Origin of the sequence: Streptomyces sp. NPDC048352, assembly GCF_040651895.1 — a bacterium.
Lineage (GTDB): Bacteria > Actinomycetota > Actinomycetes > Streptomycetales > Streptomycetaceae > Streptomyces.
In genome coordinates, this window is record NZ_JBEZKZ010000036.1 from 10,101 (window position 1) to 36,928 (window position 26,828).

Annotated in this window: 22 protein-coding genes; 13 read left to right on the forward strand and 9 right to left on the reverse strand. The window is 74.6% G+C overall.

Annotation, left to right across the window (positions count from 1 at the left end):
* Window positions 1-630: 630 nt before the first annotated feature.
* Window positions 631-1,737 carry a DUF5925 domain-containing protein gene (locus AB0D45_RS19630; protein ID WP_362460588.1) on the reverse strand — a complete coding sequence of 369 codons (1,107 nt, stop codon included), beginning with the start codon at window positions 1,735-1,737 and terminating at the stop codon, window positions 631-633.
* Between the two features lie 202 nt (window positions 1,738-1,939).
* Here AB0D45_RS19630 and AB0D45_RS19635 point away from each other — a divergent pair, with 202 nt between their 5' ends.
* On the forward strand, window positions 1,940-2,749 hold the full coding sequence (locus AB0D45_RS19635; RefSeq protein WP_362460590.1) for an SGNH/GDSL hydrolase family protein: 810 nt from the start codon (window positions 1,940-1,942) through the stop codon (window positions 2,747-2,749).
* Between the two features lie 35 nt (window positions 2,750-2,784).
* On the opposite strand, the gene AB0D45_RS19640 is transcribed toward AB0D45_RS19635, so the two are convergent.
* On the reverse strand, window positions 2,785-4,434 hold the full coding sequence (locus AB0D45_RS19640) for a serine/threonine-protein kinase (protein WP_362460592.1): 1,650 nt from the start codon (window positions 4,432-4,434) through the stop codon (window positions 2,785-2,787).
* 269 nt (window positions 4,435-4,703) lie between these two features.
* On the opposite strand from AB0D45_RS19640, the gene AB0D45_RS19645 reads away from it, so the two are divergent.
* Window positions 4,704-4,973: a hypothetical protein gene (locus AB0D45_RS19645; protein WP_362460595.1), complete on the forward strand. Its 270-nt coding sequence runs from the start codon at window positions 4,704-4,706 to the stop codon at window positions 4,971-4,973.
* Window positions 4,974-5,061: 88 nt separating this feature from the next.
* On the opposite strand, the gene AB0D45_RS19650 is transcribed toward AB0D45_RS19645, so the two are convergent.
* The gene (locus tag AB0D45_RS19650; RefSeq protein WP_362460598.1) at window positions 5,062-6,258 is read right to left on the reverse strand and encodes a CaiB/BaiF CoA-transferase family protein; all 1,197 of its coding nucleotides are present in this window, start codon (window positions 6,256-6,258) and stop codon (window positions 5,062-5,064) included.
* 125 nt (window positions 6,259-6,383) lie between these two features.
* On the opposite strand from AB0D45_RS19650, the gene AB0D45_RS19655 reads away from it, so the two are divergent.
* Window positions 6,384-7,340 (forward strand): hypothetical protein, encoded by a 957-nt coding sequence (locus AB0D45_RS19655; protein WP_362460601.1) that lies wholly within the window; start codon window positions 6,384-6,386, stop codon window positions 7,338-7,340.
* Window positions 7,341-7,371: 31 nt separating this feature from the next.
* Here the strand turns inward: AB0D45_RS19655 and AB0D45_RS19660 are convergent, their stop codons facing one another.
* Both AB0D45_RS19660 and AB0D45_RS19665 read right to left on the reverse strand, forming a co-directional pair.
* Entirely contained in the window at window positions 7,372-8,160 is a 789-nt protein-coding gene (locus tag AB0D45_RS19660) for an ABC transporter permease (protein WP_362460604.1), read from the reverse strand.
* A complete protein-coding gene (locus tag AB0D45_RS19665) occupies window positions 8,157-9,125 on the reverse strand; it encodes an ATP-binding cassette domain-containing protein (protein ID WP_362460607.1) in 969 nt (322 codons plus the stop codon). Before AB0D45_RS19665 ends, AB0D45_RS19660 begins: the two co-directional genes overlap by 4 nt.
* Window positions 9,126-9,203: 78 nt before the next feature.
* Here AB0D45_RS19665 and AB0D45_RS19670 point away from each other — a divergent pair, with 78 nt between their 5' ends.
* Entirely contained in the window at window positions 9,204-9,929 is a 726-nt protein-coding gene (locus tag AB0D45_RS19670) for a TetR/AcrR family transcriptional regulator C-terminal domain-containing protein (RefSeq protein WP_362460610.1), read from the forward strand.
* A gap of 177 nt (window positions 9,930-10,106) precedes the next feature.
* Here AB0D45_RS19670 and AB0D45_RS19675 read toward each other — a convergent pair whose 3' ends face one another.
* A complete protein-coding gene (locus tag AB0D45_RS19675; RefSeq protein WP_362460707.1) occupies window positions 10,107-11,228 on the reverse strand; it encodes a type ISP restriction/modification enzyme in 1,122 nt (373 codons plus the stop codon).
* Between the two features lie 149 nt (window positions 11,229-11,377).
* Between AB0D45_RS19675 and AB0D45_RS19680 the strand changes: the two genes are divergently transcribed.
* Window positions 11,378-11,551 carry a hypothetical protein gene (locus AB0D45_RS19680; protein WP_361599958.1) on the forward strand — a complete coding sequence of 58 codons (174 nt, stop codon included), beginning with the start codon at window positions 11,378-11,380 and terminating at the stop codon, window positions 11,549-11,551.
* A 69-nt stretch (window positions 11,552-11,620) separates the two neighbouring features.
* Here AB0D45_RS19680 and AB0D45_RS19685 read toward each other — a convergent pair whose 3' ends face one another.
* On the reverse strand, window positions 11,621-12,370 hold the full coding sequence (locus AB0D45_RS19685) for a GntR family transcriptional regulator (RefSeq protein WP_361599961.1): 750 nt from the start codon (window positions 12,368-12,370) through the stop codon (window positions 11,621-11,623).
* An 85-nt stretch (window positions 12,371-12,455) separates the two neighbouring features.
* Complete coding sequence (hmgA, locus tag AB0D45_RS19690) at window positions 12,456-13,769, reverse strand: homogentisate 1,2-dioxygenase (RefSeq protein ID WP_362460614.1); 1,314 nt, start codon at window positions 13,767-13,769, stop codon at window positions 12,456-12,458.
* 216 nt (window positions 13,770-13,985) lie between these two features.
* Between hmgA and AB0D45_RS19695 the strand changes: the two genes are divergently transcribed.
* From AB0D45_RS19695 to AB0D45_RS19730, 8 genes are all read left to right on the forward strand, one after another.
* A complete protein-coding gene (locus AB0D45_RS19695) occupies window positions 13,986-16,118 on the forward strand; it encodes a right-handed parallel beta-helix repeat-containing protein (protein ID WP_362460617.1) in 2,133 nt (710 codons plus the stop codon).
* A gap of 285 nt (window positions 16,119-16,403) precedes the next feature.
* On the forward strand, window positions 16,404-17,231 hold the full coding sequence (locus AB0D45_RS19700; RefSeq protein ID WP_362460710.1) for a hypothetical protein: 828 nt from the start codon (window positions 16,404-16,406) through the stop codon (window positions 17,229-17,231).
* A gap of 116 nt (window positions 17,232-17,347) precedes the next feature.
* A complete protein-coding gene (locus AB0D45_RS19705; RefSeq protein WP_362460713.1) occupies window positions 17,348-18,652 on the forward strand; it encodes a hypothetical protein in 1,305 nt (434 codons plus the stop codon).
* 46 nt (window positions 18,653-18,698) lie between these two features.
* On the forward strand, window positions 18,699-19,331 hold the full coding sequence (locus AB0D45_RS19710; RefSeq protein WP_362460620.1) for a TetR/AcrR family transcriptional regulator: 633 nt from the start codon (window positions 18,699-18,701) through the stop codon (window positions 19,329-19,331).
* A 174-nt stretch (window positions 19,332-19,505) separates the two neighbouring features.
* The gene (locus AB0D45_RS19715) at window positions 19,506-21,809 is read left to right on the forward strand and encodes a molybdopterin oxidoreductase family protein (protein ID WP_362460623.1); all 2,304 of its coding nucleotides are present in this window, start codon (window positions 19,506-19,508) and stop codon (window positions 21,807-21,809) included.
* 73 nt (window positions 21,810-21,882) lie between these two features.
* Window positions 21,883-23,280 carry a citrate:proton symporter gene (locus AB0D45_RS19720; RefSeq protein ID WP_362460626.1) on the forward strand — a complete coding sequence of 466 codons (1,398 nt, stop codon included), beginning with the start codon at window positions 21,883-21,885 and terminating at the stop codon, window positions 23,278-23,280.
* A gap of 99 nt (window positions 23,281-23,379) precedes the next feature.
* Window positions 23,380-24,792, forward strand: coding sequence for an aldehyde dehydrogenase family protein (locus AB0D45_RS19725; protein ID WP_362460629.1), 1,413 nt, complete (start codon window positions 23,380-23,382; stop codon window positions 24,790-24,792).
* A gap of 79 nt (window positions 24,793-24,871) precedes the next feature.
* Window positions 24,872-25,951: a Zn-dependent alcohol dehydrogenase gene (locus AB0D45_RS19730; protein WP_362460631.1), complete on the forward strand. Its 1,080-nt coding sequence runs from the start codon at window positions 24,872-24,874 to the stop codon at window positions 25,949-25,951.
* Here the strand turns inward: AB0D45_RS19730 and AB0D45_RS19735 are convergent.
* On the reverse strand, window positions 25,948-26,742 hold the full coding sequence (locus AB0D45_RS19735; RefSeq protein ID WP_362460633.1) for a TetR/AcrR family transcriptional regulator: 795 nt from the start codon (window positions 26,740-26,742) through the stop codon (window positions 25,948-25,950). The genes AB0D45_RS19730 and AB0D45_RS19735 overlap by 4 nt on opposite strands.
* Between the last annotated feature and the right edge of the window lie 86 nt (window positions 26,743-26,828).

The window sequence follows — 26,828 nt, forward strand, 5'->3', positions numbered from 1 at the left end:
GGTCCGGGGCTGTGCCCCGAGGGTCCGGGGCTGTGCCCCGAGGGTCCGGGGCTGTGCCCCGAGGGTCCGGGGCTGTGCCCCGAGGGTCCGGGGCTGTGCCCCGAGGGTCCGGGGCTGTGCCCCGAGGGTCCGGGGCTGCGCCCTTGGGGGTCCGGGGCTAAGCCCCAAAGGTCCGGGGCTGTGCCCCCGAAGGTCCGGGGCTGTGCCCCAGGGGTCCGGGACTGCGCCCTTGGGGGTCCGGGGCTGCGCCCCAAGCGTCCGGGGCTGTGCCCCCGAAGGTCCGGGGCTGCCCCCAGGGGTCCGGTGCTGTGCCCCAAAGGTCCGGGGCTGCGCCCCCGAAGGTTCGGGGCTGGGCCCTCAGGGGTTCGGGGCTGCGCCCCCAGGGGTCCGGGGCTGGGCCCCGGGGAACGGGCGAAGGGCGGGTAGGGGAACCAGCCCGCGCAGCGGCCCACCACCCGCAGGCGACGGACCACCCCTGTTGAGGGGCGCCGGCCCCGCCTGACGGGTCGACGGACGGAGTCCGGCGCAGCGGCGCGAAGCCGGGAAGGCCGCTCGCGGCCGAGCCGTGTGAGCGGCGCGTGGAAAGGGAAGGCCGCTCGCGGCCGAGCCGTGCGAGCGGCGCGTGGAAAATCAGAGGTACAGGCCCGCCTCCGGCGAGTGGGGTTGGGGCGGGAGGACCGCCCCCGGGCCCGTGCCGCGCCGGAGGGCGAAGAGTTCGGCCAGCGAAGCCCCCTCGCGGGAGACGCCCTCGTCCGTGCCGAGCCACTCCACCGCCTCCGGGTGGGTCAGCCGGCCGACCTCGATGCGTGCCAGGCACCGCCCCGGCCGGACCACCGCCGGGTGCAGCCGCTCCAGGTCCTCGTTCGTCGTGACGCCGACCAGGACGTTGCGGCCCTGCCCCAGCAGACCGTCCGTCAGGTTCAGCAGCCGGGACAGCGCCTGTCCCGCCGTGTGCCGCGCCTCGCCGCGGATCAGCTCGTCGCAGTCCTCCAGGAGCAGCAGCCGCCACCTCCCCTTCGCCGTGCCCTCGTCCTCGCCGATGGCGATGTCCATGAGGTAGCCCACGTCGTTGAACAGCCGCTCCGGGTCCAGGACGCAGTCCACCTGGCACCAGTCCCGCCACGACCGCGCGAGCGTGCGCAGCGCCGACGTCTTGCCGGTGCCCGGCGGGCCGTGCAGCAGGAGCAGCCGGCCCGCGATGTCGTCCGGGGTGACCTTCATCAGCCGGTCCATCGCCCGGGCCACCGGCTCCGTGTAGTTCGGCCGGACCTCCTCCCAGGTGCCGGCGGAGATCTGCCGGGTCGTGCGGTACGGGCCGCGGCGCGGGGAGACGTACCAGAACCCCATCGTGACGTTCTCCGGCTGCGGTTCGGGCTCGTCCCGGGCGCCCTCCGTGGCCTCACCGAGCACCTTCTGCGCGAGCTCGTCGCTGACCGCCGTCACGGTCACGTCCGCCCCCCGGCTCCAGCGGGAGACGAGGACCGTCCAGCCCTCGCCCTCGGCGAGCGTCGCGCTGCGGTCGGTGTCGCGTGCCGCGCGCAGCACGGTGGCCCGCGGGGGCAGCAGGGTGGCTTCCGCCTTCACCCGCTCGATCGTGACGCTCTGCGCGTACGGCTGCTCGCCGGTCGCGAACCGGCCGAGGAACAGCGCGTCGACGACGTCCGACGGTGAGTCGCTGTCGTCGACATGGAGCCGGATCGGCAGCGCGTCATGCGGGTCTGCTGGCATGGCGCCCATGATCCGGCACGAACTGCCCCCATGCACCTGTGTTTCCCCGGACGGGTGCCCGGGTTCCCTCTTCAAACACATCGCGCGTGAAGATTCCGGCCATGTGTCCACGCCAATCCTGCGCCGAACATTCTTGGCATGAACACTTCCAGACAGCCCCGGCTCCTTGTACCACGGACTCAGGAGTAACCCCCCACAAGGAGCCGCCCACATGAGCAAACGAATGCCGCGCCTCGCCGCCCTGGCCTCCTCCCTGTTACTCGCCGCGGGCGCCGCCCTGTTCGGCGCCGGCCAGGCGGCCGCCGCACAGGCCGACTTCGGCTACGTCGCCCTCGGCGACTCGTACTCCTCCGGCGTCGGCGCCGGCAACTACGACGGCTCCAGCGGCAGCTGCAAGCGCACCACCCGCGCCTACCCCGCCCTGTGGGCCGCCGCCCACTCCCCGCAGACCTTCGCCTTCACCGCGTGCTCCGGAGCCCGTACCGGTGACGTCCTCGCCAACCAGCTCGGCCCGCTCAACTCCGGCACCGACCTGGTCAGCATCACCGTCGGCGGCAACGACGCGGGCTTCTCCGACGTGATGACGACCTGTGTCCTGCAGTCCGAATCCACCTGCGTCAGCCGCGTCAACGAAGCCAAGAGGTACGTCGACTCCACCCTTCCCGGACAACTCGACCAGGTCTACGACGCCATCCGCGGCCGCGCCCCCGCCGCCCGGGTCGTCGTCCTCGGCTACCCCCGCTTCTACAAGCTGAACGGCACCTGCGTCGCCGGCCTCACCGAGGGCGAGCGCTCCGCCATCAACGGCGCGGCGGACTACCTCAACGCCGCCATCGCCAAACGCGCCGCCGACCACGGCTACGCCTTCGCCTCGGTCGTCGGCGCCTTCACCGGACACGAGATCTGCTCCGGCAGCGCCTGGCTGCACAGCGTCAACTGGACCAACATCGGCGAGTCCTACCACCCCACCGCCACCGGACAGTCCAGCGGCTACCTGCCCGTCTTCTCGAGCCAGGCCTGAGGGCCGAGCCCTTGGGCCGGGCGCGACGGCCAGGCCTAAGGGCTCACCCCGGCGCTCGGCGCCGGGGAAGGCGTCGCCGTCTCCGCCGGTGAACCGGAGGGGGCGGGGGAGCCGGGGGAGGAGGCCCCGCCCGTCGGGGTCTCCTCCTCGCACGTCACGGAGTACTCCAGCCACGCCGACGCCGTCTGCGCCGGCGCGCGCACCTCCAGCCGGACCGCGTCGCGGACGCCCGCGCCAGCCGGCTCGCCGTCACCCGGCTCGGTGTGGTCGAGCTGGCGGGTACGCGCCCCGCCGGCCTCGTACGCGATGCTGCGCCACTCCGCGGCCGCGCCCGCACCCCCCTCGCGCCTGACCCAGCGGTACTCCACCACGGCCGGGGTCCGGGCCACCTCGATGGTGCCGGTGAAGGCGGGCGCGAGCACCTCGGGCGGCGGGCAGCTCCCGCCGTACGCGGCGCGCACGGTGTGGACGTAGAGGGTGACGCTCTGCGCGGGCATCGCACTGGCGGACGCGGACTCGGACGCGGACTCGGACGCCGAAGCGGAGGCCGACGCCGGCGCCGACGCGGAGGCCGACGGCGACGGGCCGCCGCCCGGCCCCCGCCCGCCCCCGGTGTCCCGCAGCAGCAGCCACCCCAGCAGGGCCAGGGCCAGCAGCAGCACCGCGATCCCGAGGGCCAGCACCACCCCGGCCCGCCGCTGCCCCCGCCCGGGCCGCTCCGGTTCCGCCGGCGCCACCGGTACCGGTACCGGCATCGACCGGGTCGGCCCGTACCCCGCGTCGTACGCCGCCCGCGTGGTGGCCGTCGGCGCGCCCGGCCCCGACACCGGCCCGCCCGCCTCCCGTACCGTCCCGCCCGCGCCGACCACCCGCAGCATCCGGGCGGCCTCCGCGGCGGGCAGCCGCGCGGCCGGGTCCTTGCGCAGCAGCCCCTCCAGCACCGGTCCCAGCGGCCCGGCCCGGCGAGGCGGGGGCAACTCCGCGTCGACCACGGCCTGCAGGGTGGCCACCGGGGTTTCCGCGCGGAAGGGCGGGACCCCCTCCACGGCCGCGTACAGCATCACCCCGAGCGACCACAGGTCCGACTCGGGGCCGGGCTCACGGCCCAACGCCCGCTCCGGTGCCAGGAACTCGGGGGAGCCGATCACCTCTCCGGTCATCGTGAGCGCGGCCGATCCCTCCAGCCGGGCGATCCCGAAGTCGCTGAGCACCACCCGCCCGTCGTTGGCGACCAGGACGTTGGCCGGCTTCACGTCACGGTGCAGCACCCCCGCGTCGTGGGCGGAGCGCAGCGCGGCCAGCACCTGCTCGCCGATGTCCGCGGCCCGCTGCGGACTCATCGGGCCCTCGCCCTCCAGCACCTCCGCCAGGGAGAGCCCGCGCACCAGTTCCATCACGATCCAGGGCCGGCCGCCCTCGCTCGCGACGTCGTAGATCATGACCACCCCGCGGTGCGAGATGCGGGCCGCCGCCCACGCCTCCCGCTCCAGCCGCCGGTACAGCCGCTCGACCTCGGCCGCGTCCAGTCCGGCGGGGGCCCGTACCTCCTTGACCGCGACCTCCCGGCCCAGGACCTCGTCGCGGGCCCGCCACACGAGTCCCATGCCGCCGCGGCCCAGCTCGCCGAGCAACCGGTACCGGCCGGCGATGACACGCCCGGCCTCCCCGTTTTCGTTCCCACTCACGCGAACCCCCCTGTGCCACCGGGTGATCACTCCAAGTTAGCGCAGGACCCGCCGGGCCGCCCCCGCCGTGACGGCCCTGTCACCGACCGCTGCGGCCGGCCCCCCAAGTCACCCCATTGGTACGGAGAGTGACGGGTGACTCCGCTGAGTAATCGTCAACTACCCGTAATTACAGGGGTAATTCACACCACCGGGATACCCGCGGGCGCAGCCGGGGCGATAGGGTTAACCTGCCCGGGCCGGGTGCCCTCGTACGGGTGGGGAGAGACATGGAACAGATAGCAATGCGCAGCAGGCCGCCCCGCGTGCCTGCCATCACCTGCGGCAGCAGCGCGGTCAGCTCGCGCCTCGACCGCCACCTCGCCGTGCTGGGCGGACCCGCCGCCCCGCACCACGAGGTCGCCGAGGCGACCCTGCTGATGCGTGAGCTGACCGCGCGCGACCACACCCACGTCCAGCGGAGCCGGAGCGCGCGCGTCGCGCTCTTCGCACCGCTGCGCAGGCTGCGGCGCACGCTCTTCGGCAGCCGCCGCTCGTAACAGCCCGCGCAGCCGGTCCCCCGTCCGGCTGCACCCCGGCCCGTCCCCCGTCCGGTGACCCCGGACAGTCCCGGCGTCACCCCCGGCCTCAGGCGATCACACCGTCCCGGCGCAGTGCCGTGATCTGCGCGCCCGTCATCCCCAGGGCGCGCAGCAAGGCGTCGGTGTGTTCGCCGAGCGCGGGCACCGCGCCCATCCGCGGTTCCGCGCCACCCGGCAGCCCGATCGGCGGCAGCAGCGCCCGCAGCGGGCCCGCCGGGGTGTCCACCTCCCGCCAGCGTTCGCGTGCCGCCAGCTGGGGGTGCGCGGCCAGCCGCTCCACCGAGTTGAGCCGCGCGCAGGCGATCCCGGCCGCCTCCAGCCGTGCGACGGCCTCGTCCGCCCCGAGCCGGCCGAGGACCTCGGCCACCACCGCGTCGGTCTTCTCCCGGCCCCGGGTGCGGGCCGCGTTCGTCGCGTACGCCGGGTCCTGCGCCAGGTCCGGCCGGTCCAGCACCTGGACCGCGAGGCGCCGCCACTCCCGGTCGTTCTGCACCGACAGCAGCACCCGGTCCCCGTCGGCCGTCGCGTAGGCGTCGTACGGCGCGATCACGGCGTGCGCCAGGCCGGTCCGTACGGGCTGTTCCCCGCCGTGCATCGTGTGGTGCAGCGGATGCCCCATCCACTCCGCGAGCGCGTCCAGCATCGACACCTCCACCGGCCCGCCGCGCCCGGTGACCCCGCGGCGCAGCAGGGCGGCGAGCACCCCCGAGAAGGCGTACATGGCGGCGGCGATGTCCGCGGCCGGGATCCCCGCCTTCACGGGCCGCTCCGGGGTGCCCGTCACGGAGACCAGCCCCGCCTCGCACTGCACGAGCATGTCGTAGGCGCGCTTGTGGGCGTACGGGCCCTGCGCGCCGTAGCCGGAGACGTCGACCGCGACCAGGCGCGGGTAACGGGCGCACAGCGCGGCCGCGTCGAGCCCGAGCCGGGCCGCGGCGCCCTGGGCGAGGTTCTGCACGAACACGTCGGCGCCGCCGAGGAGGCCGTGCAGCACCTCCAGCCCCCGTGGGTCCTTCAGGTCGAGGGCCAGGGACTCCTTGCCCCGGTTGGCCCAGACGAAGTGCGAGGCCAGGCCGTGGGCGGCGGTGTCGTAGGCGCGGGCGAAGTCGCCGCCGTCAGGACGCTCGACCTTGATCACCCGGGCGCCGAGGTCGGCGAGCTGGCGGGTGGCGAAGGGAGCGGAGACGGCCTGCTCGACGGCGACGACGGTGATGCCGTCGAGGGGGAGGGGTTCGGTAGCCATGGGGCCTGCCTACCGGGTGACAGCGGGGTCTGTCACCCGTGTCCGGGGCCCAAGTCCAGCGGAATGTCCGGATTGTATGCCTAAGGTGCGGGCGTCCGCCGTCGCGCCGTACCGAAGGGTCGCCCATGAGAGCCCCGACCGCCGCCGCATCCCCCGCCCGCTCCGCAGCCCGGCGGGCGGCGGTCGTCGTGACAGCGCTGCTGGCGGGCTTGGCGGTGACGGTGGTCCCAGCCGGGGCGGCCGGGCGGGGCCCGGATCCGGTGACCGTGAGCGGGTCCGGCGCCGACGGCGTCGTGACGAGCGCACCGGGCTGCCCGGCCGGACCGCTCACCGACGGCCGGACGGTCGGGGGCGGCGCCGCGCTGGGCCCCGGGGTCTTCTCCGCACTGCCCAGCCAGATGGCCGTCCACCTGCCCTTCCGGGTCGGCGGCACCCAGGCCGCGCTCCCCGCGGCCGACACCCAGGTGACCATCGCCAACGCACGGGGGTTCGTGACCGTGCAGCTGGACGGCGGCAGCTGCGACGCCCCTGGCCTCTCGTACAACGGGACCACGGCGTCGGGGACCGGAGCCTGGCACGTCGTGTCGAACACCACCCCGGCCAACGCCTACCGGGGTGCCTCGGGCAGCGGAAGCTTCAGCCTCAACGCCGACGCCACCCCCGGCACCGACAAGCCGTGGGGTCTGGACCTCCTGGGGAGCGTCTCGCTCCTCCAGCCGCAGGTGGCCGTGACCCACCGCGCCTACTGGGGCGGGATCGGCAACTACCTCACCCGCACGCTGAGCGTCGAGTACCGGATCCGGAACACGGGCTCCGGCGACGCCTTCAACGTCAAGCTCCTCGACGCCCTGCCCACGGGCTCCGGGATCACCCGGCTCGGGCCGGTACCGCAGACGGTGGGCTCGATCCGGTCCGGTGCCACCGCCTCGGTGGTCGTCCGCTACCGGGTGTGCGGGCTCGCCGTCGTCGGCTGCCGCTTCACGGCCGACACCCGGACGTCCCTGACGGACGCGCTCGACGGCAACCCGCAGACGGCGACGGTCCCGGTGACCGTGCAGGTGCCGGTCACGCCGGTGCCGTGACGCCTTGCGGCGACCGCGCCCTGACCCTTCCTCAGTCCCGGCCGCGCGCGAACCGGCGCGCGGTCGGCGGCACGAAGAGCGCCAGCAGGAGCAGTGACCACAGCACCGCGCCCGCCACCGGATGCGCCGCCGGCCACGCGGCGCCGGGCGCGCCCGCACCGCCCGCGTTCCCGCACAGCTCCCGTACGGCGGTGGCGACGGCGCTGATCGGGTTCCACTCCGCGACCGTCCGCAGCCAGCCGGGCAGTCCGGCCGTCGGCAGGTAGGCGCTGGACAGCATCGGCAGCACGAAGGTCGCGCTGCCGAGCTGGCCCGCGGCTTCCTCGCTGCGGCTCACCAGCCCGAGGTACGTCCCCACCCAGGCGGTGGCGAAGCGGAACAGCAGCAGCACGCCGAGCGCCCCCAGCGCCCCCGGCAGGCCGTTCTCGACCCGCCAGCCCATCGCCAGCCCCACCAGCATCAGCGGCACCATCGACACCGCCGTGGTCAGCAGGTCGGCGGCGGTCTGCCCCAGCGGGACCGCGGCCCGGCTCATCGGCAGCGTCCGGAAGCGGTCGGTCACCCCGCGGTGGGCGTCCTGTGCGGCGGTGAACATGCCGGTCATCAGGCCGTTCGCGGCGGTCGCGGCGAGCAGCCCGGGCACCAGGAACTCGCGGTACTCGGCGCCCGGCATGGCGAGCGCGCTGCCGAACACGTACCCGAAGAACAGCAGCATCATGATCGGCATGGTCTGGGTCAGGACCAGCAGGGCCGGGGCGTGCCGGGCCTTCTGGAGCTGGCGGGTGAGGACGGCGCCGCCGTCCGACAGCAGGGTGGTCATGCCGCGTTCTCCTTCTCCTGCAGGGGGGCCGGGGTCCGGGTGAGGCGCAGGAACACCTCGTCGAGGGTGGGCGGGCGCAGGCTCGCGTCGGTCACCAGGATCTGGGCGGTGTCCAGCTCCCGGATGATCCGGGGCAGGGTGAGCGAGGCGTCCAGGACGGTCACCGCGGCGGTGAGCCGCTCCTCGTCCAGCGCGGGGCGGCCGCCGGTGAGCCGGTCGAGGACCGCGGCCGCGCCCGCGAGGGCGGCTGGCTCGGCGACGGTGACCTCGGCGCGGGCGCCGATGCGGGCCTTGAGGACGGCGGGGGTGCCGGTGGCGACGGCCCGGCCCCGGTCCACGACGACGACGCCGTCGGCGAGGCGGTCGGCCTCCTCCAGGTACTGGGTGGTGAGCAGCACCGTGGTACCCGAGTCTGCGAGGTCGCGCACGGCGGTCCAGATCTGCTCGCGGGCCGCCGGATCCAGGCCGGTCGTGGGTTCGTCGAGGAACAGCACGCGGGGGCGGGTGACGAGCCCCGCGGCCAGGTCCAGGCGCCGCTTCATGCCGCCGGACCAGGTCGAGGCGACCCGGTCGGCGGCCTCGCCGAGCCCGAAGCGCTCCAGCAGCTCGTCGGCGCGGGCGCGTACGGCCCGGCCGCGCAGGCCGGCGAGGCGGGCGAACAGCCGGAGGTTCTCACGGCCGGTCAGGTCCCCGTCGACGGAGGCGTACTGGCCGGTGGCCCCGATGGCGCGGCGTACTGCGGCCGGGTCGCCGGTGACCTCGTGGCCGGCCACCAGGGCGCGGCCGGCGGTGGGCGCGGTGAGGGTGGTGAGGATGCGCACGGCGGTGGTCTTTCCCGCGCCGTTGGGGCCCAGCAGCCCGCAGACGGTGCCCTCCGGAACGGCCAGGTCCAGCCCGCGCAGGGCGTGCACCTCGCCGTAGTGCTTCTCCAGACCCTCACTAAGTACGGCGTACGTAGTTGTCATGCGCCGCACCCTACCCCACTCCGTACGCTGTACGTAACTAAGATGGGAGCCCGAGACGACGACGAGGTGATGTGACCGATGACAGCCGGCGGGCGCCCAGCCGAACCCGAAGTGATCTGGGCCCGGCCGCAACGGGCCGGCCGCGGGCCCAGGCCCGCGCACAGCCGCGACTCGATCGCGGCCGAGGCGGTGCGGATCGCCGACGCGGAGGGGATCGACGCCGTCTCCATGCGGCGCGTGGCGGCGGGGATCGGCGCCGGGACGATGTCCCTGTACAACTACGTCCCCCGCAAGGAGGACCTGTACGAGCTGATGGTCGACGCGGTCAGCGGGGAGTACGAGCTGGCCCCGCCGAGCGGCGACTGGCGGGCCGACCTGCTCGCCCTGACCCGACAGACCCGCGCCCTGATGCGCCGCCACCCCTGGCTTCCCCGGCTGCTGAGCCCGGTCTACGGCTTCGGCCCCCAGGCCCTGCGGTACCTGGAGTACTGCCTGGCCTGCCTGGAGCCGCTGGAGGCTCCCGGGGGCGAGAAGCTGGAGCTGATCGCGGCGATCAACGGCATGGTCGCCACCTTCGTGGCGGGGGAGCTCGCCCTGGCCGAACGGGCCCGCGCGCTGCCCTGGAGCGAGGCCGCCGAGCAGGGCGTACGCGCGGCCTGGCTCGGCTCCCGGCTGGCAACCGGGGAGTACCCGCGGCTCGCGGAGGCCCTCGGCGAGGGCGCCCCGGTGACGTCCGCCGGGCCGGACATGACGGCGGCCTTCGACCGTGCGGTGTCCCGGCTGCTGGCGGCCTGGGACGCTTGAGGCCGGCCCCGGGGCGCCCGCGCGATGGGGCACGGCGCCGGGCCCCCGGGTCGCGCGAAGGCCGGCGCGCGGGTGCGGCGCCGGGCCCCCGGGTCGCGCGAAGGCCGGCGCGCGGGTGCGGCGCGGCGCCTGGCCCCCGATTCCCGCGACGGCCGGCGTGCGGGTGCGTCGCCGGGGTCAGAGCAGGGCGAACTGCCCGCCCGGGCCCTCCTCCTGATGGTCCAGCACCGACGCCGGCCGCCGGGCCCAGCGCGGCGGCGGCAGCACCCCGGCGGCCTCCAGCTCCGCGGCCGGCAGCAGCGGCCCGGGGTTGAACGCCGCCCGCTCCGGGGCCAGATCGGCCAGCAGTGCCAAGGTCGTCACCAGGGCGAGCAGCTCCGAGGTCCAGGCCTGCGGCCACGCGGCCGGCCCCAGCCCCTCCAGGCCCCGCGCCTGCGGGGCGCGGGGCGCGCCGCGGGCGGCGAACCAGGACTCGACCACCCGGACCCCCTGGACCTCGTACTCCCAGGCGCCCGCCGGGACGGGGGACACGGCCCCGTCCCCGAGGGTCAGCGTCTCCGTCTCCGGGTCGTACCCGAGCCCGTCCGGCCACGCCGTGACGGCCGCGCGCACGTACGGCCGCCGCCCTCCGGGCAGCCGGGGCGGCTCCCCGCCAGGGGCCCCGCGCAGCTGGACGGACAGCAGCCGGCGGCCCAGCTCCAGCCCGGCCCGCCAGTGCTCCGGATCGGCCGCGAGCGGGACCTCGTACCCCCGCGGGCCCGGCCGGCCCGCGGCCAGGATCCAGCACAGGACGTCCTCAGGGGTGACCGGGCCGCCGTGGCGGGCGCCCAGCAGGGCCGGCAGGCCCGGCGCGAGGTTCGGCTCGGCCCCGCCGGGTCGCCGGTGCAGCGGGCGGATCCGGCCGAGCCGGCCCGCCGGGAGGTGGGCGGTGACCAGCAGGCCGGGGGCCTCCAGCAGGAACAGCTGCCGCGCGTCCAGGACCCGCCACAGCTCGGGGCGGGCGGAGTCGATGAGCCGCTGGTCGGGCAGGAGCCACTGCTCGTCGAAGGGTGCGCGGAGCACCCGTACGGGGTCCGGGAAGGGACCCGGCGCGTCCGCGAAGCGGGCGGTGGCCGAGCGCTGGCCCGGCAGCGCGGCCGCTCCGGCGGAGGGCGTACGGGTCCGGCTCGGGCGGAACAGCCGCTCCCGCTCCGCCCCTTCGGCGCCCGTCAGCGCCTCCCAGCGGGCACGCAGCACGGCGGGATCGGGCGCCGCCACCCAGTCGCGGCCCAGGCGCAGGCCGGCCACGGCCCAGGGCATCAGATCGTCCAGCAGCGGTACGTCAGCGCTCACCCGGCAGATGGTAGCGACGGGCCGCCGGGGCCGGGCCGTGTCCCGGCCGAAGCGTTACGCTCCTTATGTACGCATACGTCACGTATGTGGCACGCAGCTGCACGGAGGAGCCGGCCATGAGTCAGTACGACGAGTATTCGACCCCGTCGCAGGCCGAGGGCGAGCGGCTCGACGAGGACATGGACGAGCGGGAGAAGCGGGAGCGGCACCCGCAGACCATGCGCACGACGCCCTCCCAGGCCGAGGGCGAGCGCGGTGCGGAGGAGAAGGACGAGAAGGAAGCGAAGTGACGACGGCGGGCCGCCGCAGGCCAGGGCCCGCCGGTGACCGTGGTCGGAACCTCTCGCCGCCGGCCGTGGTCAGGGCGCCTCGACGGTCACCGTGAAGGAGAACCGGTCGCCCCGGTACCGGATCCGGGCCACGTCGACGACCCTGCCGTCCTCGTCGTAGGTCACGCCCGTGTAGTGCAGGATCGGGCTCAGCAGCGGTACCTCCAGCAGCTCCGCCGTCACCGGGTCGGCGAGCCGCGCCTCGACGGTGTCCGTGATGCGGCTGATCCGTACGCCGACCACGTCGCGCAGCACCTTGGTCATCGGCCAGCGCTCCAGATCGGCCAGGTCCACCGCCTCGGCGAGTTCCGGGCGCACGGCGTTCTCCGCCCAGTTGGTGGGCTCACCGCTCTCGCCGTCGCGCCGGAGCCTGCGGTACGTGACCACCTCCTCCGCGTCCGGGAAGTGCTCCAGGAGCTCCCCGGACACGGGCGTGCGCTCGTGGCCCAGCACCGTCGTCCGCTCACCCGACTGCTGGGCGACGATCGCGTCCACCGAGCCGAGCAGCCGCACCGGGGCGCTGCGCATCGCACCCGGCTCGATGAAGGTGCCGCGCCGCCGGTGCCGGCTGATGAGGCCCTCGCCCTCCAGCTCCTTGAGCGCCTGGCGCATCGTCAGCACGCTCACCCCGTAGTGCCCGGCGAGCTGCTCCTCGGTCGGGAGCCGCAGCGAGGCGTCCGGAGTGCGCCCCAGTATCGAGGCGCGCAGGGACTGGGACACCTGGTACCAGAGCGGCAGCTTCCGGTTCAGCACCAGGGAGTCGGGGGCGAAGGCGGTCACGGGTCGTTCTCCGTACGGGTGGATTCACAGGTGACGCGGCGAGGTGGCGGGCCGGGCGGGGCCGACAGGGTCCGGCAGGGGCATGTTAGGCACGGAAGTGGCGCTGGAGACCCTTCCATACGTCGTCGTATCCGCGCTGGAGGTGCTCCGCCTCCGCAGCCTGGGGAGTGGCGGTGATCGGCCAGCGGGTCTCGAACATGAAGGCCAGGCCGTCGTCGATCTTCTGCGGCTTCAGCTCGGCGGCGCTGGCCTTGTCGAAGGTCTCCCGGTCCGGGCCGTGCGCGGACATCATGTTGTGCAGCGAGCCCCCGCCCGGCACGAAGCCCTCGGCCTTGGCGTCGTAGGCGCCCTCGATCAGGCCCATGTACTCGCTCATCACGTTCCGGTGGAAGTACGGCGGGCGGAAGGTGTCCTCGCCGACCAGCCAGCGCGGGGCGAACACCACGAAGTCCACGCCCGCCAGCCCCGGCGTGTCGGAGGGCGAGGTCAGCACCGTGAAGATCGACGGGTCCGGGTGGTCGTAGCTGATGGACCCGATCACGTTGAAGCGCCGCAGGTCGTAGACGTACGGCACGTGCGTGCCGTGCCAGGCCACCACGTCGAGCGGGGAGTGCCCGTAGGTCGCCGACCAGAGGTTGCCGCAGAACTTGTTGACCACCTCGGTGGGGCGCTCCACGTCCTCGTACGCCGCCACCGGTGCGCGGAAGTCCCGGGCGGCGGCCAGGCCGTTGGCGCCGATCGGACCGAGGTCCGGCAGCTCGAAGGGCTGCCCGTAGTTCTCGCACACGTACCCGCGCGCGTCGCCGTCGAGCAGCTCGACGCGGAAGCGGACGCCGCGCGGGATCAGCGCCACCTCGCCGGGGCCGGCGCTGAGCAGGCCGAACTCGGTGCGCAGCAGCAGACCGCCGCGCTCCGGGACGATCAGCAGCTCGCCGTCCGAGTCGCTGAAGACCCGGTCGGCCATGGAGGCGTTGGCGCTGTAGAGGTGGACGGCCATGCCGGTGCGCTGGGTGGCGTCGCCGTTGCCGCCCAGGGTCCACAGGCCGTCCAGGAAGTCGGTGCCGGGGGCGGGGTCGGGGAGCGGGTTCCAGCGCAGCCGGTTGGGGTCCGGGACGCTCTCGTTGAACGGCGCGGTGCGCAGGGCGCCGTTGTCCACGCGGGTGAAGGCCGGGTGCGCCGCCGAGGGGCGGATCCGGTAGAGCCACGAGCGGCGGTTGTGGCGGCGCGGCTCGGTGAAGGCGCTGCCGCTGAGCTGCTCGGCGTACAGGCCGAGGGCGGCGCGCTGCGGGGAGTTGCGGCCGATCGGGAGCGCGCCGGGCACGGCCTCCGAGCTGTGCTCGTTCCCGAAGCCGGTGAGGTACTCCAGCGCCTCCGCCGTCTTCCTGGCCTGCTCACTCATGGGTGCTCCCGCTCCGTCGAAGGAATCCTATGGCTGACAGTAGGATTCCGAGCCGCCCACGTCAACGCCGTCTCGCGGCCGCCGGCCCGGAACCCGGCGCGCGGCCGCTCCACGAACCCCGCCCGCGGCGGCTGCGAGAACCTCGCGCGCGGAGGCTGCGAGAACCTCGCGCGCAGGGGGATCCAAAAAGATGAACATTGCTCTACTCTCTCGCGCATGTCGTGGACCCGCAGGTTCCCTGCCGTGCCGGCGGCGCTCCTCGCCGCCCTCCTCGCCTTCCTGTCCCTCCTCGCCGCCGCGCCGGCCGCCCGCGCGCACGAGGAGCGCCCCGTCGCCCTGCCCGACGGCACCGGATCCGTCCCCGCCTACCGCGCCGCCGAGCCCGACCTGCTGGTCTGCAAGACCGACCGGCCCGCTTTCGAACGCCGCATATCCGGCTTCCCGGCAGAGCTGCGCCGGCGCAACCTCGACCTCTACGCGCGCTGCGAGCAGAACGGCTACCGCCACCTCCAGGAGGCCGTGGACGCCGTCGACCGGCCCGGGATGAACATCGCGATCCTGCCCGGCCTCTACGAGGAGGAGCCCTCCCGGCCCGAGCCGACGGGGGAGTGCGCCGCACTCAAGGCGCCCGACTCCTCACTCGGCTACCAGATCCTGTCGTACGAGCAGCAGGAGAAGTGCCGGCACAACCAGAACCTCGTCGCCATCCTCGGCAAGACGAACCTGCAGATCGAGGGCACCGGCGCCGCCCGCACGGACGTCGTCGTCGACGCCGGGTACCAGAAGCTGAACGCCATCCGCGCCGACAAGTCCAACGGCATCTACTTCCGCAACTTCACCGCGCAGCGCACCACCTTCAACTCCCTGTACGTCCTCGCCGGCGACGGCTTCGTCATCGACGACGTCCTGACCCGCTGGAACGACGAATACGGCTTCCTGACCTTCGCCAGCGACCACGGCCTCTACAAGAACTGCGAGTCCTACGGCAACGGCGACTCGGGGATCTACCCCGGCAGCGCCTCCGACATCAACGACGGACGCGGCTACGACGTGCCCCGCTACTCCATCGAGATCACCGGCTGCCGCAGCCACCACAACATGGTCGGCTACTCCGGGACCGCGGGGGACTCCGTGTGGGTCCACGACAACGAGTTCGACCAGAACATGGGCGGCGCCTCGATGGACAGCGCTTTCCCCGGACACCCCGGACTCCCGCAGAACCACGCCCGCTTCGAACGCAACCTGATCCACGACAACAACGCCGACTACTACCCCCACGTCGCCGACGGCACCTGCGCCAAACCGCCCGCCGAACGCGGCTACGAGCAGGGGGTGGTCTGCCCGCAGATCTCCATGCCGCCCGGCACCGGCATCATCACCGCCGGCGGCAACTGGAACCTCTACGAGCACAACTGGGTGTACGGGCACCGGCGCGCGGGCTTCTTCCTCAGCGCCGTCCCCGCCTTCATCCGGGGAGAGGACCAGTGGTCCAAGCAGACCGACACCTCCCACCACAACCGGTACGCGGGCAACGTCCTCGGCAAGGACCGGTCCGGCGCCACCCGGCCCAACGGCACCGACGTGTGGTGGGACGGCCAGGGCAGGGGCAACTGCTGGCAGGACGGCCCCGACGGCTCCACCCCGGGCACCCTGCCGCAGTGCGGGAAGGAACGCGGGGCCGTCAGCGGGGACTCGGCCCGGCTGGTGGGCGAGCCGGTGAAGCTCGTCCAGCTGCTGGTCTGCGCCGACTACAGCGTCCAGGCCCGCAAGCTCCCGGCCGGCTGCGACTGGTACGGCGCCCGGGGGCTGGAGCGGGTGGAGACGCAACTCGCGGTGGCGGTGGCGGCGGTGCTGCTGCTGGTCGGCGGGATGCTGTGGTGGCGGCGGCTGCGCGGGACGCGGACGGGCACGGCGGCGACCCTCCTGGGCCTGGCCGGCCTGGCCCTGGACGTGGCCGGCTCCACGATGCCGCTGGTGGACACCCCCGTCCCGGCGCTGGCCCTGCTCCTGCTCGGCCTGTGGTGGGTAGGCGCCGGCCTGGCCCTGCGCCCCGGACGCCCCTGGCTGGCGCGCCTCACCCTGCTCCTGGGCGCCCTCACCCTCCTGGACGCCTTCGACAAGGCCGTGCTGATGATCCCGTGGATCCCGCTGAGCCCCGCCTGGGTACGGGCCCTGGTCGCGGTGGTGTGGGTGCTGTGGGCGGTCGTCGCGTCGGCCCGCCCGGGCCCCGCCGCGCCCGCCCGCCCCGCCGGCCCGGGCGACGCCCCGGCGGGCGACCGCACCCCGGTCCCGGCAGGCCCGGCCCCGGCCCGGAGCGCCACCGCCGAACCGCCGCCCGCCGCCCCCTGACGCCCGAACGACGTCTCCCGGCCCTCCCCGCCCCGGCCCGGAAACCCCGGCCCGGGGCGGGAAGCCCCGCCCCGGCCCGCCCCGGGCGGGAAACCCCGCGCGGGCGCGGAAGCCCCGGCCCGGGCGGGAGCCCGCGCTGGACCAGTCCGCCCCGACCAGTCCGCCCCGCCCTACGACCGGAGGCCCGCAGTGACCGTGCCCGCAGAGACCCGCATCCGGTGCGACGTGTGCCGGACGCCCGCCCCCCGGACCTGCCCGCCCCGCCGCTCGGCCCGCACGGCGGCGCTGCTGGCGCTCCTCCTGCTGCTCGCGGGCGGAGCGGCGACGGGATGCGGCGGCCGGGCCACCACCCACCACAAACCCGGCACCACCCACGAACAGGCCTCCGGCAGCGTCGGCACCCTGCTCGAAACCCAGGACGGCGGCGGCCACCGCCTGCGCGAGGTCCCCGCCGCCGGCGCGCCCGCGGTGAAGCTCACCGCCCGCCCCGACTCCGAGGACGGATGGAACCTCCAACTGGAGGTGACCCGCTTCCGCTTCACCCCCGACAGCACCGGCGGCGCCGCCCTCCCCGGCACCGGCCACGCCCACCTGGAACTCGACGGCCGCAAACTGGCCCGCGTGTACGGCCCGTGGTTCCACCTGCCCGCGGTGCAGGTCCCCGAAGGCGCGCACACCCTGACCGTCCGCCTGTACGCCGACGACCACACCGCCTGGGCCGTCGCCGGCAAGCCGGTCGAAGCGACGGCCGCGCTGACCGCGGGCCCCCCGGGCCAGGGAACCCACAGCCATCCCGCACCCGCCCCGACCGGCTCCCCGGCACCCCCGCAGGCCTCGCCGGCGCCCCACGCCGACCGGACCGTCACCCTCACCGTCCGGGACGGAAAGGTCGTCCCCGCCACCGGCCGCACCGAGCTGAAGCGCGGCGAGCGCCTCGCCCTGCGCGTCACCAGCGACCGCGCCGACACCCTGCACGTCCACGGCTACGACAAGGAACTCGCTCTGCCCGCGGGCCAGGAGGGCACCCTGGTCCTGACGGCCGACCGCACGGGCCTCTTCGAGGTCGAGACCCACGAGTCCCGGCTCGTCCTGACCCAGCTCCTCGTCCGGTGACCCCCCTGAGCCTGCCGACCCGGGGAAGCCCCGGAACCGGAACCGCCCTCCAGGCCGGTGCCGCGGCCGTCCCGGGATGGCCCGCCGCGCAGCCGGGCCCCGGGCCGGGCCAGGGCGTGGTCCTTCACCCGGCCGACCCGTCGACCCTGCTCGCGCACGGGATCGGCTCCCAGCACGACCTGCCGATCTCTCCCTTCTACGCCTTCGCCGGTGCCTTCGCGGCGCTCTTCGTCTCCTTCCTCGCGCTCGGCCTCCTGTGGTCCGCATCCCGCTTCCGCGGCGACCGCTCCGGCCTCGCCCTGCCCGCCGGGCTCCAGCGGGTGGCCGACGCGCCGGCCACCCGCACCGCCCTGCGCGGGCTCGGTCTCGCCGCAGCCCTCGCCGTATTCCTCCACCTCCTCCTCGGTCCCGACGACCCCGGCCGCAACCCCGCTCCCGGCGCCGTCTACGTCCTGCTGTGGGTCGGGATCGTGCCCGCCTCCCTTCTCCTCGGCCCCGTCTGGCGCCTGCTCAACCCGCTGCGCACCCTGCACCGCCTGCTCTCCCGGGTCCGCCGCCGCCCGCCCGGGTCCGGCCGCCCCCTGCCGGCCCGGATCGGCCAGTGGCCGGCCGCCGCCGCGCTGTTCGGCTTCACCTGGCTCGAACTCGTCGCTCCCGATCCCGCATCCACCACCACCCTCCTGTGTGCCCTCACCGCCTATGCCGCCGCCCAGCTGCTCCTCGCCGCCCGCTTCGGCGAGAGCTGGTTCGCCGACGCCGACGCCATCGAGGCCTACTCAGACCTCCTGGCCCGGCTCTCCCCCCTCGGCCGCCGTAGCGACGGCCGCCTGGTCCTGCGCAACCCCTTCCACGGACTCGACGCGACGCCCGAGCGGCCCGGACTCGTCGCCACCGTCTGCGTCCTGCTCGGTTCCACCGCCTACGACGGCTACTCGGACAACCCCGCCTGGATCAACACCCTTCAGACCTCCCCCCTGGGCCGCACCCCCACGGCCACGCTCGGACTGCTCGCCTCCATCGGCCTCGTCGCCACCCTGTACTGCCTGTGCGCGGCGGCCACCCGCCTCGTCAGCGGCCCGCACCCCCGACCGCTGACCGCCTTCGCGCACTCACTCGTGCCGATCGCCCTCGGCTATCTCATCGCCCACTACTTCTCCCTCCTCGTCACCGAAGGACCACGCACAGTAAGCATGGCACTCGGTACTGACAACGGCCCCGATCCCAGTCCCCCCTTGGGTCCGGGCGGTCTCGCCGCCCTCCAGGTGATCGCCGTCGTCACCGGTCACGTACTCGGTGTGATCGCCGCCCACGACCGTTCCGTACGCCTCTTCCCGCCGGCCAGGGCGGTGGCGGGCCAACTCCCGCTGCTCGCGCTGATGATCACGTACACGATCGGCGGGCTCACCCTCCTCCTGAACTGAGGACCGGGCGCCCGCACCACTGGACCCACGGACCAGGAGCGGCATGATGGACCCCGTGCCTCCCGCCCACCCCCTGCGCAGGACCCCGGTCCAGCAGCGCAGCGCCGACCGCCTCGCCCGCATCCTCGACGCCTGCGCCGAACTCCTCGACGAGACCGGCTACGAGAACCTCAGCACCCGCGCCGTCGCCCTGCGCGCCGGGGTGCCCATCGGCTCGGTCTACCGCTTCTTCGGGAACAAGCGCGCCATGGCCGTCGCCCTGGCCCAGCGCAACCTGGAGCAGTACGCGGAAGGCATCCAGCGGCGGCTCGCCGACGTGCCGGGCACGCACTGGCGGCCCGTCGTGGACGCCGTGCTGGACGAGTACCTGGCCATGAAGCGCAGCGTCCCGGGCTTCGCCCTGGTCGACTTCGGGGTGCCGGCCCCGCCCGCCTCCGAGCCCGCCGGAGGCCCCGCCTCCGACCCCAACCACATGGTCGCCGCCCGTCTGACGGCGCTCCTGTGCGCCCACCTGGGGCTCACCCCCGGCGCCGACCTGGCCCGGGCGGTCCTGGTGGCCGTCGAGGCGACCGACGCGCTGGTCCAACTGGCCTTCCGGGCCGACCCGGCGGGGGACCCCGGCATCGTGGCCGAGACCCGGGCGATGATGCACGCCTACCTGGCCCGGGTCCTGGACTGACCGGCCCGCACGGGCCCCGCCCCCCCGCCCCCGGGCAGGAGCGGAACGGGCTGCCGCAACCCCCTCCCCGCCGTCCCTACCGGTCGGTATGCTCGCCGTGCCCGCCCCGCCCCGCCAGCCCGCGCCGTGCGGCCGCGCCACCGGTCCGCGACGCAGCCGCCCCCAGGAGTGCCCATGCCCCGCACCGCCCCGCGCATCTGCCCCCTGTGCGAAGCCACCTGCGGCCTCACCCTCACCATCGAGGGCACCACGGTCACCGGAGCCCGGGGCGACCGCGACGACGTCTTCAGCCGCGGCTTCGTCTGCCCCAAGGGAGCCGCGTTCGGCGCCCTCGACTCCGACCCCGACCGCCTGCGCACCCCCCTCGTCCGCCGCGACGGGCGCCTGCGGGAGGCCACCTGGGACGAGGCCTTCGACGCCATCGCCGCCGCCGTCCCCGCCCTCGTCCGGGAGCACGGCGCCCAGGCCGTCGGCGTCGTGCTCGGCAACCCCAACGTCCACACCATGGCCGGCGCCCTCTACCCGCCGCTCCTCGTCAACACCCTGGGCACGCGCAACCTCTTCACCGCCAGCACCCTCGACCAGATGCCCAAACACGTCTCCAGCGGGCTCCTGTTCGGCGACCCCTTCGCCATCCCCGTGCCCGACCTCGACCGCACCGACTTCCTCCTGCTGATCGGCGCCAACCCGGTCGAGTCGAACGGCTCGCTGTGCACCGCCCCCGACTTCCCGGGCCGGCTCAAGGCCCTGCGGGCCCGGGGCGGCACGCTCGTCGTCGTCGACCCGCGCCGGACGCGCACCGCCAGGCTCGCCGACCGACACCTCGCCCCGCGCCCCGGCAGCGACGCCCTGCTGCTGGCCGCGCTCGCCCACACCCTGCTCACCGAGAAGCTCGCCGATCCCGGCGCCCTCGCGAAGCACACCGAAGGACTCGGGGAACTCTCCGACGCCCTCGCGAGTTTCACTCCCGAGGCGGTCGCCCCCGCCTGCGACCTGCCGGCCGACGGGATACGCGCCCTCGCCCGAGAGCTGGCGGCCGCCCCGACCGCCGCCGTCTACGGGCGGATCGGCAGCTGCACCGTGGAGTACGGGACGCTCGCCAGCTGGCTGGTGGACGTACTGAACATCCTCACCGGCAACCTCGACCGCCCGGGCGGAGCCCTCTTCCCGCTCCCGGCGGCCGGCCCGCGGCCCCGGCCCGCCGGGCCCGGCAGGGGGTTCGCGCTCGGCCGCTGGCGCAGCCGGGTCAGCGGCCACCCCGAGGTCAAGAGCGAACTGCCCACCGCCGCCCTGGCCGAGGAGATCGAAACCCCGGGAGAGGGGCGCGTCCGCGCCCTGATCGCCATCGCGGCCAACCCCGTGCTGTCCGCCCCCGACGGCCGGCGGCTCGACGCGGCCCTCGCCGGCCTCGACTTCATGGTCAGCGTCGACCCGTACCTCAACGAGACCTCGCGCCACGCCCACGTCGTCCTGCCCCCGCCACCGCCCTCGCAGAGCGCCCACCACGACTTCGCCTTCAACGGGTTCGCCATCCGCAACCAGGTCCGCTACACCCGGCCCGCCGTCCCCCTCGAAGCGGACCGGCTCGACGAGTGCGAGATCCACGCACGCCTCGTCCTGGCCGTCTCCGGCATGCACGGCTCCGCCGAGCCGTCCGCCGTCGACGACATGGCGATCCAGGCCGCGCTCGCCAAGGAGACCGCCGACCGCCGCTCGCCCCTGTACGGAGCGGACCCGGCCCGCCTGGCCGGGCTCCTCACCGGCGAGAACGGTCCGGAGCGCAGGCTCGACCTGATGCTCCGGTTGGGCCCGTACGGGGACCTGTTCGGCGCCGCCGGACAGCCCGGCGGCGAGGGGGCCGCGGCTCCCGGCGCAGGCGGTACGCAGACCAGCGCGGGCGCGCCCGAAGAGACGGCCAGGCTGAGCCTGGAGCGGCTCCTCGCCCACCCGCACGGCATCGACCTCGGCCCGCTGCGCCCCCGGCTCCCGGGCGTGCTCAGGACCCGCACCGGCAGGATCGAGCTGCTCCCGGAGCCGATCACGGCCGAACTCCCCAGGCTGCGCGCGGCGCTCGCCGCCCGCCCCGCCGCCCTCGTGCTCGTGGGCCGCCGCCATCTGCGCTCCAACAACAGCTGGTTGCACAACGTCCCGGCCCTCGTCGGAGGTTCCAACCGCTGCACCCTCCAGGTCCATCCCCAGGACGCGGACCGTCTCGGCCTCGCCGACGGAGGCCGGGCCCGGATCACCGCAGACGGCGGCAGCCTGGACGCGCCGGTGGAGGTCACCGACACCGTCCGCACCGGCGTCGTCAGCCTCCCGCACGGCTGGGGCCACGACCGGCCCGGAACCCGCCTCGCGGTGGCCGGCGCCGAACCGGGGGTCAACGTCAACCAGCTGCTCGACGGCACCCGGCTCGACCCGCTGTCGGGCACCGCCGTGCTCAACGGCTTCCCCGTCACCGTCACACCCCTGCCCTGAGCTGGGGTTTTGCTCGTATTGCTCACGCGTGGACGTCTTGTTGGCGTAAGGAAGCGGCACCTACCGTCCCTGCATGCTGACCTTCCTCGGCTTCGCCATGATCGCGACCTTCCTGGTCCTGATCATGCTGAAGAAAATGTCGCCCATCGCGGCGCTCGTCCTCATCCCCGCGCTCTTCTGCGTGTTCGCCGGAAAGGGCGCGCACCTGGGGGACTACGTCATCGACGGCGTCGGCAAACTCGCCCCGACCGCCGCCATGCTGATGTTCGCCATCGTCTACTTCGGCGTGATGATCGACGTCGGACTGTTCGACCCGGTCGTCCGGGGCATCCTGCGCTTCTGCAAGGCCGACCCGATGCGGGTGGTGGTCGGTACGGCTGTCCTCGCCGCGATCGTCTCGCTCGACGGCGACGGATCGACCACGTTCATGATCACCGTGTCGGCCATGTACCCGCTCTACAAGCGGCTCGGCCTGAGCCTGGTGGTCATGACCGGCGTCGCCGCGACCGCCAACGGGGTGATGAACACCCTGCCCTGGGGCGGTCCCACCGCCCGCGCGGCCACCGCGCTCAAGCTCGACGCGGCGGACATCTTCGTCCCGATGATCCCGGCCCTCGCGGTCGGCCTGCTCGGCGTCTTCGTCCTCGCCTACGTCCTCGGCGTCAGGGAGCGCCGCCGGGTCGGCTCGCTGGTGATGCCGGGCGAGGCGATCGCCGAGGAGGCCCTCGTGACGGCCGGCTCGGGCGCGAAGGAAACCGCCGCCCCGGCCTGCGCCCCCGCCGCCGGCTCCGGTGCCGAAGCCGTGCTGTCCGAGGGGGACGGGGACGGATTCCAGGGGCTGGACCCGCAGCGCCCGACCCTGCGCCCGCGCCTCTACTGGTTCAACGCGGGCCTGACCGCCGCCCTGCTCACCGCCATGATCATGGAGCTGCTGCCGATCCCGGTGCTGTTCCTGCTCGGTGCGGCCCTCGCCCTCACCGTGAACTTCCCCCACATGCCCGACCAGAAGGCCCGGATCGCCGCCCACGCCGACAACGTTCTCAACGTCGCCGGCATGGTCTTCGCCGCCGCCGTCTTCACCGGCGTCCTCACCGGCACCGGCATGGTCAAGCACATGGCCGACTGGCTCGTCGGGGCCATCCCGGAGGGCATGGGGCCGCACATGGCCCTGGTCACGGGCCTGCTGAGCCTGCCCCTCACCTACTTCATGTCCAACGACGGCTTCTACTTCGGCGTCCTGCCGGTCCTGGCGGAGGCGGGCGCGGCCCACGGGGTCTCGCCGCTGGAGATCGCCCGCGCCTCCCTGGTCGGACAGGCCCTGCACATGTCCAGCCCGCTGGTTCCGGCCGTCTACGTCCTCGTCGGCATGGCCAGGGTCGAGTTCGGCGATCACACCCGTTTCACCGTGAAATGGGCGGTTCTCACCTCCCTCCTGGTCCTGGCGGCAGGGATGCTTTTCGGCATCATCTGACCGGTGGACCACCCGCCGACCAAAAACTACCGTCGCTAGTTTGTAGGGTGTGGGAGCGAGATCAGGTCCACGCGCTCGTCCGTGCTCGGGAGGAATGCCATGAAGGCCCACGACGGGATGTACATCGGCGGGGAATGGCGGCCCGCCGCCGGAACCGGCCGGATCGAGGTCGTCAACCCGGCCGACGAGCAGGTCATCGGTGCCGTCCCGGCCGGTACGGCCGAGGACGTGGACGCGGCCGTGCGCGCCGCCCGTGCCGCCTTCCCCGGCTGGGCGGCCACCGCCCCGGCCGAGCGGGCCGCCCTGATCGGTGCCCTGCGCGACGCCATCGTCGCCCGCAGGGGCGAGTTCACCGACACCATCACCGCCGAGCTGGGCTCCCCGGTCGGCTTCGCGGAGGCCGTGCACGTCGGCACGCCGGTCGCGGTGGCCTCCTCGTACGCGGAACTCGCCGCCTCCCACGCCTTCGAGGAGAGGGTCGGGAACTCCACCGTCTTCCTGGAGCCGGTCGGTGTGGTCGGGGCCATCACGCCCTGGAACTATCCCCTGCACCAGGTCGTTGCCAAGGTGGCACCCGCTCTCGCCGCCGGCTGCACCGTCGTCCTCAAGCCGGCCGAGGACACCCCGCTGACCGCACAGCTCTTCGCCGAAGCCGTGCACGAGGCGGGCATCCCGGCCGGAGTCTTCAACCTGGTGACCGGCACCGGCCCGGTCGCCGGCCAGGCGCTGGCCGAGCACGAAGGAGTCGACCTCGTCTCCTTCACCGGCTCGACCGCCGTCGGCAAGAAGATCGGCGCCATCGCCGGCGCCGCCGTCAAGCGCGTCGCCCTCGAGCTGGGCGGCAAGTCGGCGAACGTCATCCTGCCCGGAGCCGATCTGGCCAAGGCCGTCGCGGCAGGCGTCGGACACGTCATGAACAACACCGGCCAGAGCTGCAACGCGCTCACCCGCATGCTCGTCCACCGGGACCAGCACGAGGAGGCCGTCGCCCTCGCGGCCGCCGCCGTCGCCACGTACCCCTCGGGAGACCCGCGCGACCGGGGCACCCGCCTCGGGCCGGTCGTCAACGCCACCCAGCGCGACCGCGTGCGCTCGTACATCGGCAAGGGCGTCGCGGAAGGCGCGCGCCTCGTCGCGGGCGGCCCCGACGCGCCCCACGAGCGCGGCTACTTCGTCGCCCCGACCGTCTTCGCCGACGTCACCCCCGACATGACCATCGCCCAGGAGGAGATCTTCGGCCCGGTGCTGGCGATCCTCCCGTACGAGGACCAGGACGACGCCCTGCGCATCGCCAATGGCACCGTCTACGGCCTGGGCGGCGCGGTGTGGGCGGCGGACGAGGAGACGGCCGTGGCGTTCGCCCGCCGCATGGACACCGGCCAGGTGGACATCAACGGCGGCCGCTTCAACGTGCTCGCGCCCTTCGGCGGCTACAAGCAGTCGGGCGTGGGCCGCGAGCTGGGCGCGCACGGCCTGGGGGAGTACCTCCAGACCAAGTCGCTGCAGTTCTGACCCGGCGGCGCCGCCGTGCGCCGCGCCCCACCCGCCACCCCCGAGCCCGAGCAGCCCCCGAGACACGGAGACGACGACCATGGTCCGCGCCGCCATCCTGCCCGCCGTCGGAGCCCCGCTGGAGATACGGGAGATCGTGCTGCCCGATCCCGGCCCCGGGCAGGTCCGGGTGCGGCTCGCCGCGGCCGGGGTCTGCCACTCGGACCTGTCCCTCACCGACGGCACCATGCGGGTCCCCGTCCCCGCCGTCCTGGGGCACGAGGGCGCGGGGACGGTCCTCGCCGTCGGCGAGGGCGTCACCCACGTCTCCCCGGGCGACGGGGTGGTGCTCAACTGGGCGCCGTCCTGCGGGGAGTGCCACCACTGCCGGATCGGCGAGGTCTGGCTCTGCGCCAAGGCCCTGACCGGCGTCGGCGCGGTCTACGCCCACGACACCGCCGGCACCGAGCTGCACCCGGGGCTCAACGTCGCCGCCTTCGCCGAGGAGACCGTCGTCGCGGCGAACTGCGTGCTGCCCGCGCCCGACGGGATCCCGCTCGCCGAGGCCGCCCTGCTCGGCTGCGCGGTACTGACCGGCTACGGCGCCGTGCACCACAGCGCCCAGGTCCGCCCGGGCGAGTCGGTCGTGGTGTTCGGCGTCGGCGGGGTCGGACTCGCCGCCCTCCAGGCGGCCCGGATCGCCCAGGCCGGCCCCGTCGTGGCCGTCGACGTCTCCCCGGCCAAGGAGGAACTGGCCCGCGCCGCCGGGGCCACCGACTTCGTGCTGGCCGGCGACACCACCGCCAAGCAGATCCGCGCCCTCACCGGCGGGCAGGGCGCCGACGTCGCCGTGGAGTGCGTGGGCCGCGCCGGGACGATCCGCACGGCCTGGGACTCCACCCGACGGGGCGGCCGCACCACGGTCGTCGGCATCGGCGGCAAGGAGCAGCAGGTCGGCTTCCACGCGCTGGAGATCTTCCACTTCGCCCGCACCCTCACCGGCTGCGTGTACGGCAACAGCGACCCGGCCCGCGACCTGCCGGTCATCGCGGAACACGTCCGGGCCGGCCGCCTCGACCTCGGTTCCATGGTCACCGACCGCATCACCCTGGAGGGCATTCCGGCCGCCTTCGACGCGATGACCGCGGGCAAGGGCGGCCGCTCGCTGGTGGTCTTCTAACCCCGCCGGGATGGCGCGTCCCCCGTCTGCGGCGCGTCCCGCGTCTGCGATGCCTCCCGCGTCTGTGGCGCCTCCCGCGTCTGCGCCGCCTCCCGCGTCTGCGGCGCGGCCGCCCGCAGGGCCTCGTACTGGAGGGCCAGGCCGTCCAGGAGCGCCGTCAGGCCCGTCTCGAAGGCGCCCTCGTCCACCTCCCGCTGACGTTCTGCCAGCAGGTGGGCCTGGCCCAGGTGCGGGTAGTCCGCCGGATCGTACGCCGTCTCGTCGTCCACGAACCCCCGGGCGAAGGAGGCCACCGCCGAGCCCAGGATGAAGTACCGCATCAGCGCGCCGATCCGGGTCGCCTGGGCCGGTGGCCACCCCGCCGCCGTCATGGCCCCGAACACCGCGTCCGCCAGCCGCAGGCCGGCCGGGCGGCGCCCCGGGCCGCGCGCCAGCACCGGCACGATGTTCGGGTGGTCGGACAGGGCCTCCCGGTAGGAGTGCGCCCAGTCGTACAGGGCCCCCCGCCAGTCCTTCCCGCCCACGCCGCCGGGGGCTTCCCCGGAGTCTCCACCGGAGCCCCCGACGGACTCGAACATCGACAAGTCGACCTTCGCGCTCACCGCGTCCGCAACGGCCTCCAGGATCGCGTCCTTCGTGCGGAAGTGGTTGTACAGCGAGGGCCCGCTGACTCCGAGAGCGGCGGCCAGCCGTCGCGTCGACACCGCGTCCAGCCCCTCGGCGTCCACGAGCGCGCCCGCCGCCTCGACGATGCGGTCTCTGCTGAGGAGGGGCTTGCGCGGTCTGGCCATGCGCCACATAGTAGGCCCTGCCCCGCCATAAACTACCGGTGCTAGTTAAAGGCCCGGCAGCCGGACCACGCCCGGGAGGACCCCCC

Excerpts from the sequence above, each read along its gene's own strand:
- AB0D45_RS19630 (WP_362460588.1), bottom strand. The coding sequence starts at position 1,737 with ATGGGCGCCATGCCAGCAGACCCGCATGACGCGCTGCCGATCCGGCTC.
- AB0D45_RS19635 (WP_362460590.1), top strand. The coding sequence starts at position 1,940 with ATGAGCAAACGAATGCCGCGCCTCGCCGCCCTGGCCTCCTCCCTGTTA.
- AB0D45_RS19645 (WP_362460595.1), top strand. The coding sequence starts at position 4,704 with ATGGAACAGATAGCAATGCGCAGCAGGCCGCCCCGCGTGCCTGCCATC.
- AB0D45_RS19650 (WP_362460598.1), bottom strand. The coding sequence starts at position 6,258 with ATGGCTACCGAACCCCTCCCCCTCGACGGCATCACCGTCGTCGCCGTC.
- AB0D45_RS19655 (WP_362460601.1), top strand. The coding sequence starts at position 6,384 with ATGAGAGCCCCGACCGCCGCCGCATCCCCCGCCCGCTCCGCAGCCCGG.
- AB0D45_RS19660 (WP_362460604.1), bottom strand. The coding sequence starts at position 8,160 with ATGACCACCCTGCTGTCGGACGGCGGCGCCGTCCTCACCCGCCAGCTC.
- AB0D45_RS19665 (WP_362460607.1), bottom strand. The coding sequence starts at position 9,125 with ATGACAACTACGTACGCCGTACTTAGTGAGGGTCTGGAGAAGCACTAC.
- AB0D45_RS19670 (WP_362460610.1), top strand. The coding sequence starts at position 9,204 with ATGACAGCCGGCGGGCGCCCAGCCGAACCCGAAGTGATCTGGGCCCGG.
- AB0D45_RS19675 (WP_362460707.1), bottom strand. The coding sequence starts at position 11,228 with ATGCCCTGGGCCGTGGCCGGCCTGCGCCTGGGCCGCGACTGGGTGGCG.
- AB0D45_RS19680 (WP_361599958.1), top strand. The coding sequence starts at position 11,378 with ATGAGTCAGTACGACGAGTATTCGACCCCGTCGCAGGCCGAGGGCGAG.
- hmgA (WP_362460614.1), bottom strand. The coding sequence starts at position 13,769 with ATGAGTGAGCAGGCCAGGAAGACGGCGGAGGCGCTGGAGTACCTCACC.
- AB0D45_RS19695 (WP_362460617.1), top strand. The coding sequence starts at position 13,986 with ATGTCGTGGACCCGCAGGTTCCCTGCCGTGCCGGCGGCGCTCCTCGCC.
- AB0D45_RS19710 (WP_362460620.1), top strand. The coding sequence starts at position 18,699 with ATGGACCCCGTGCCTCCCGCCCACCCCCTGCGCAGGACCCCGGTCCAG.
- AB0D45_RS19715 (WP_362460623.1), top strand. The coding sequence starts at position 19,506 with ATGCCCCGCACCGCCCCGCGCATCTGCCCCCTGTGCGAAGCCACCTGC.
- AB0D45_RS19720 (WP_362460626.1), top strand. The coding sequence starts at position 21,883 with ATGCTGACCTTCCTCGGCTTCGCCATGATCGCGACCTTCCTGGTCCTG.
- AB0D45_RS19725 (WP_362460629.1), top strand. The coding sequence starts at position 23,380 with ATGAAGGCCCACGACGGGATGTACATCGGCGGGGAATGGCGGCCCGCC.
- AB0D45_RS19730 (WP_362460631.1), top strand. The coding sequence starts at position 24,872 with ATGGTCCGCGCCGCCATCCTGCCCGCCGTCGGAGCCCCGCTGGAGATA.
- AB0D45_RS19735 (WP_362460633.1), bottom strand. The coding sequence starts at position 26,742 with ATGGCCAGACCGCGCAAGCCCCTCCTCAGCAGAGACCGCATCGTCGAG.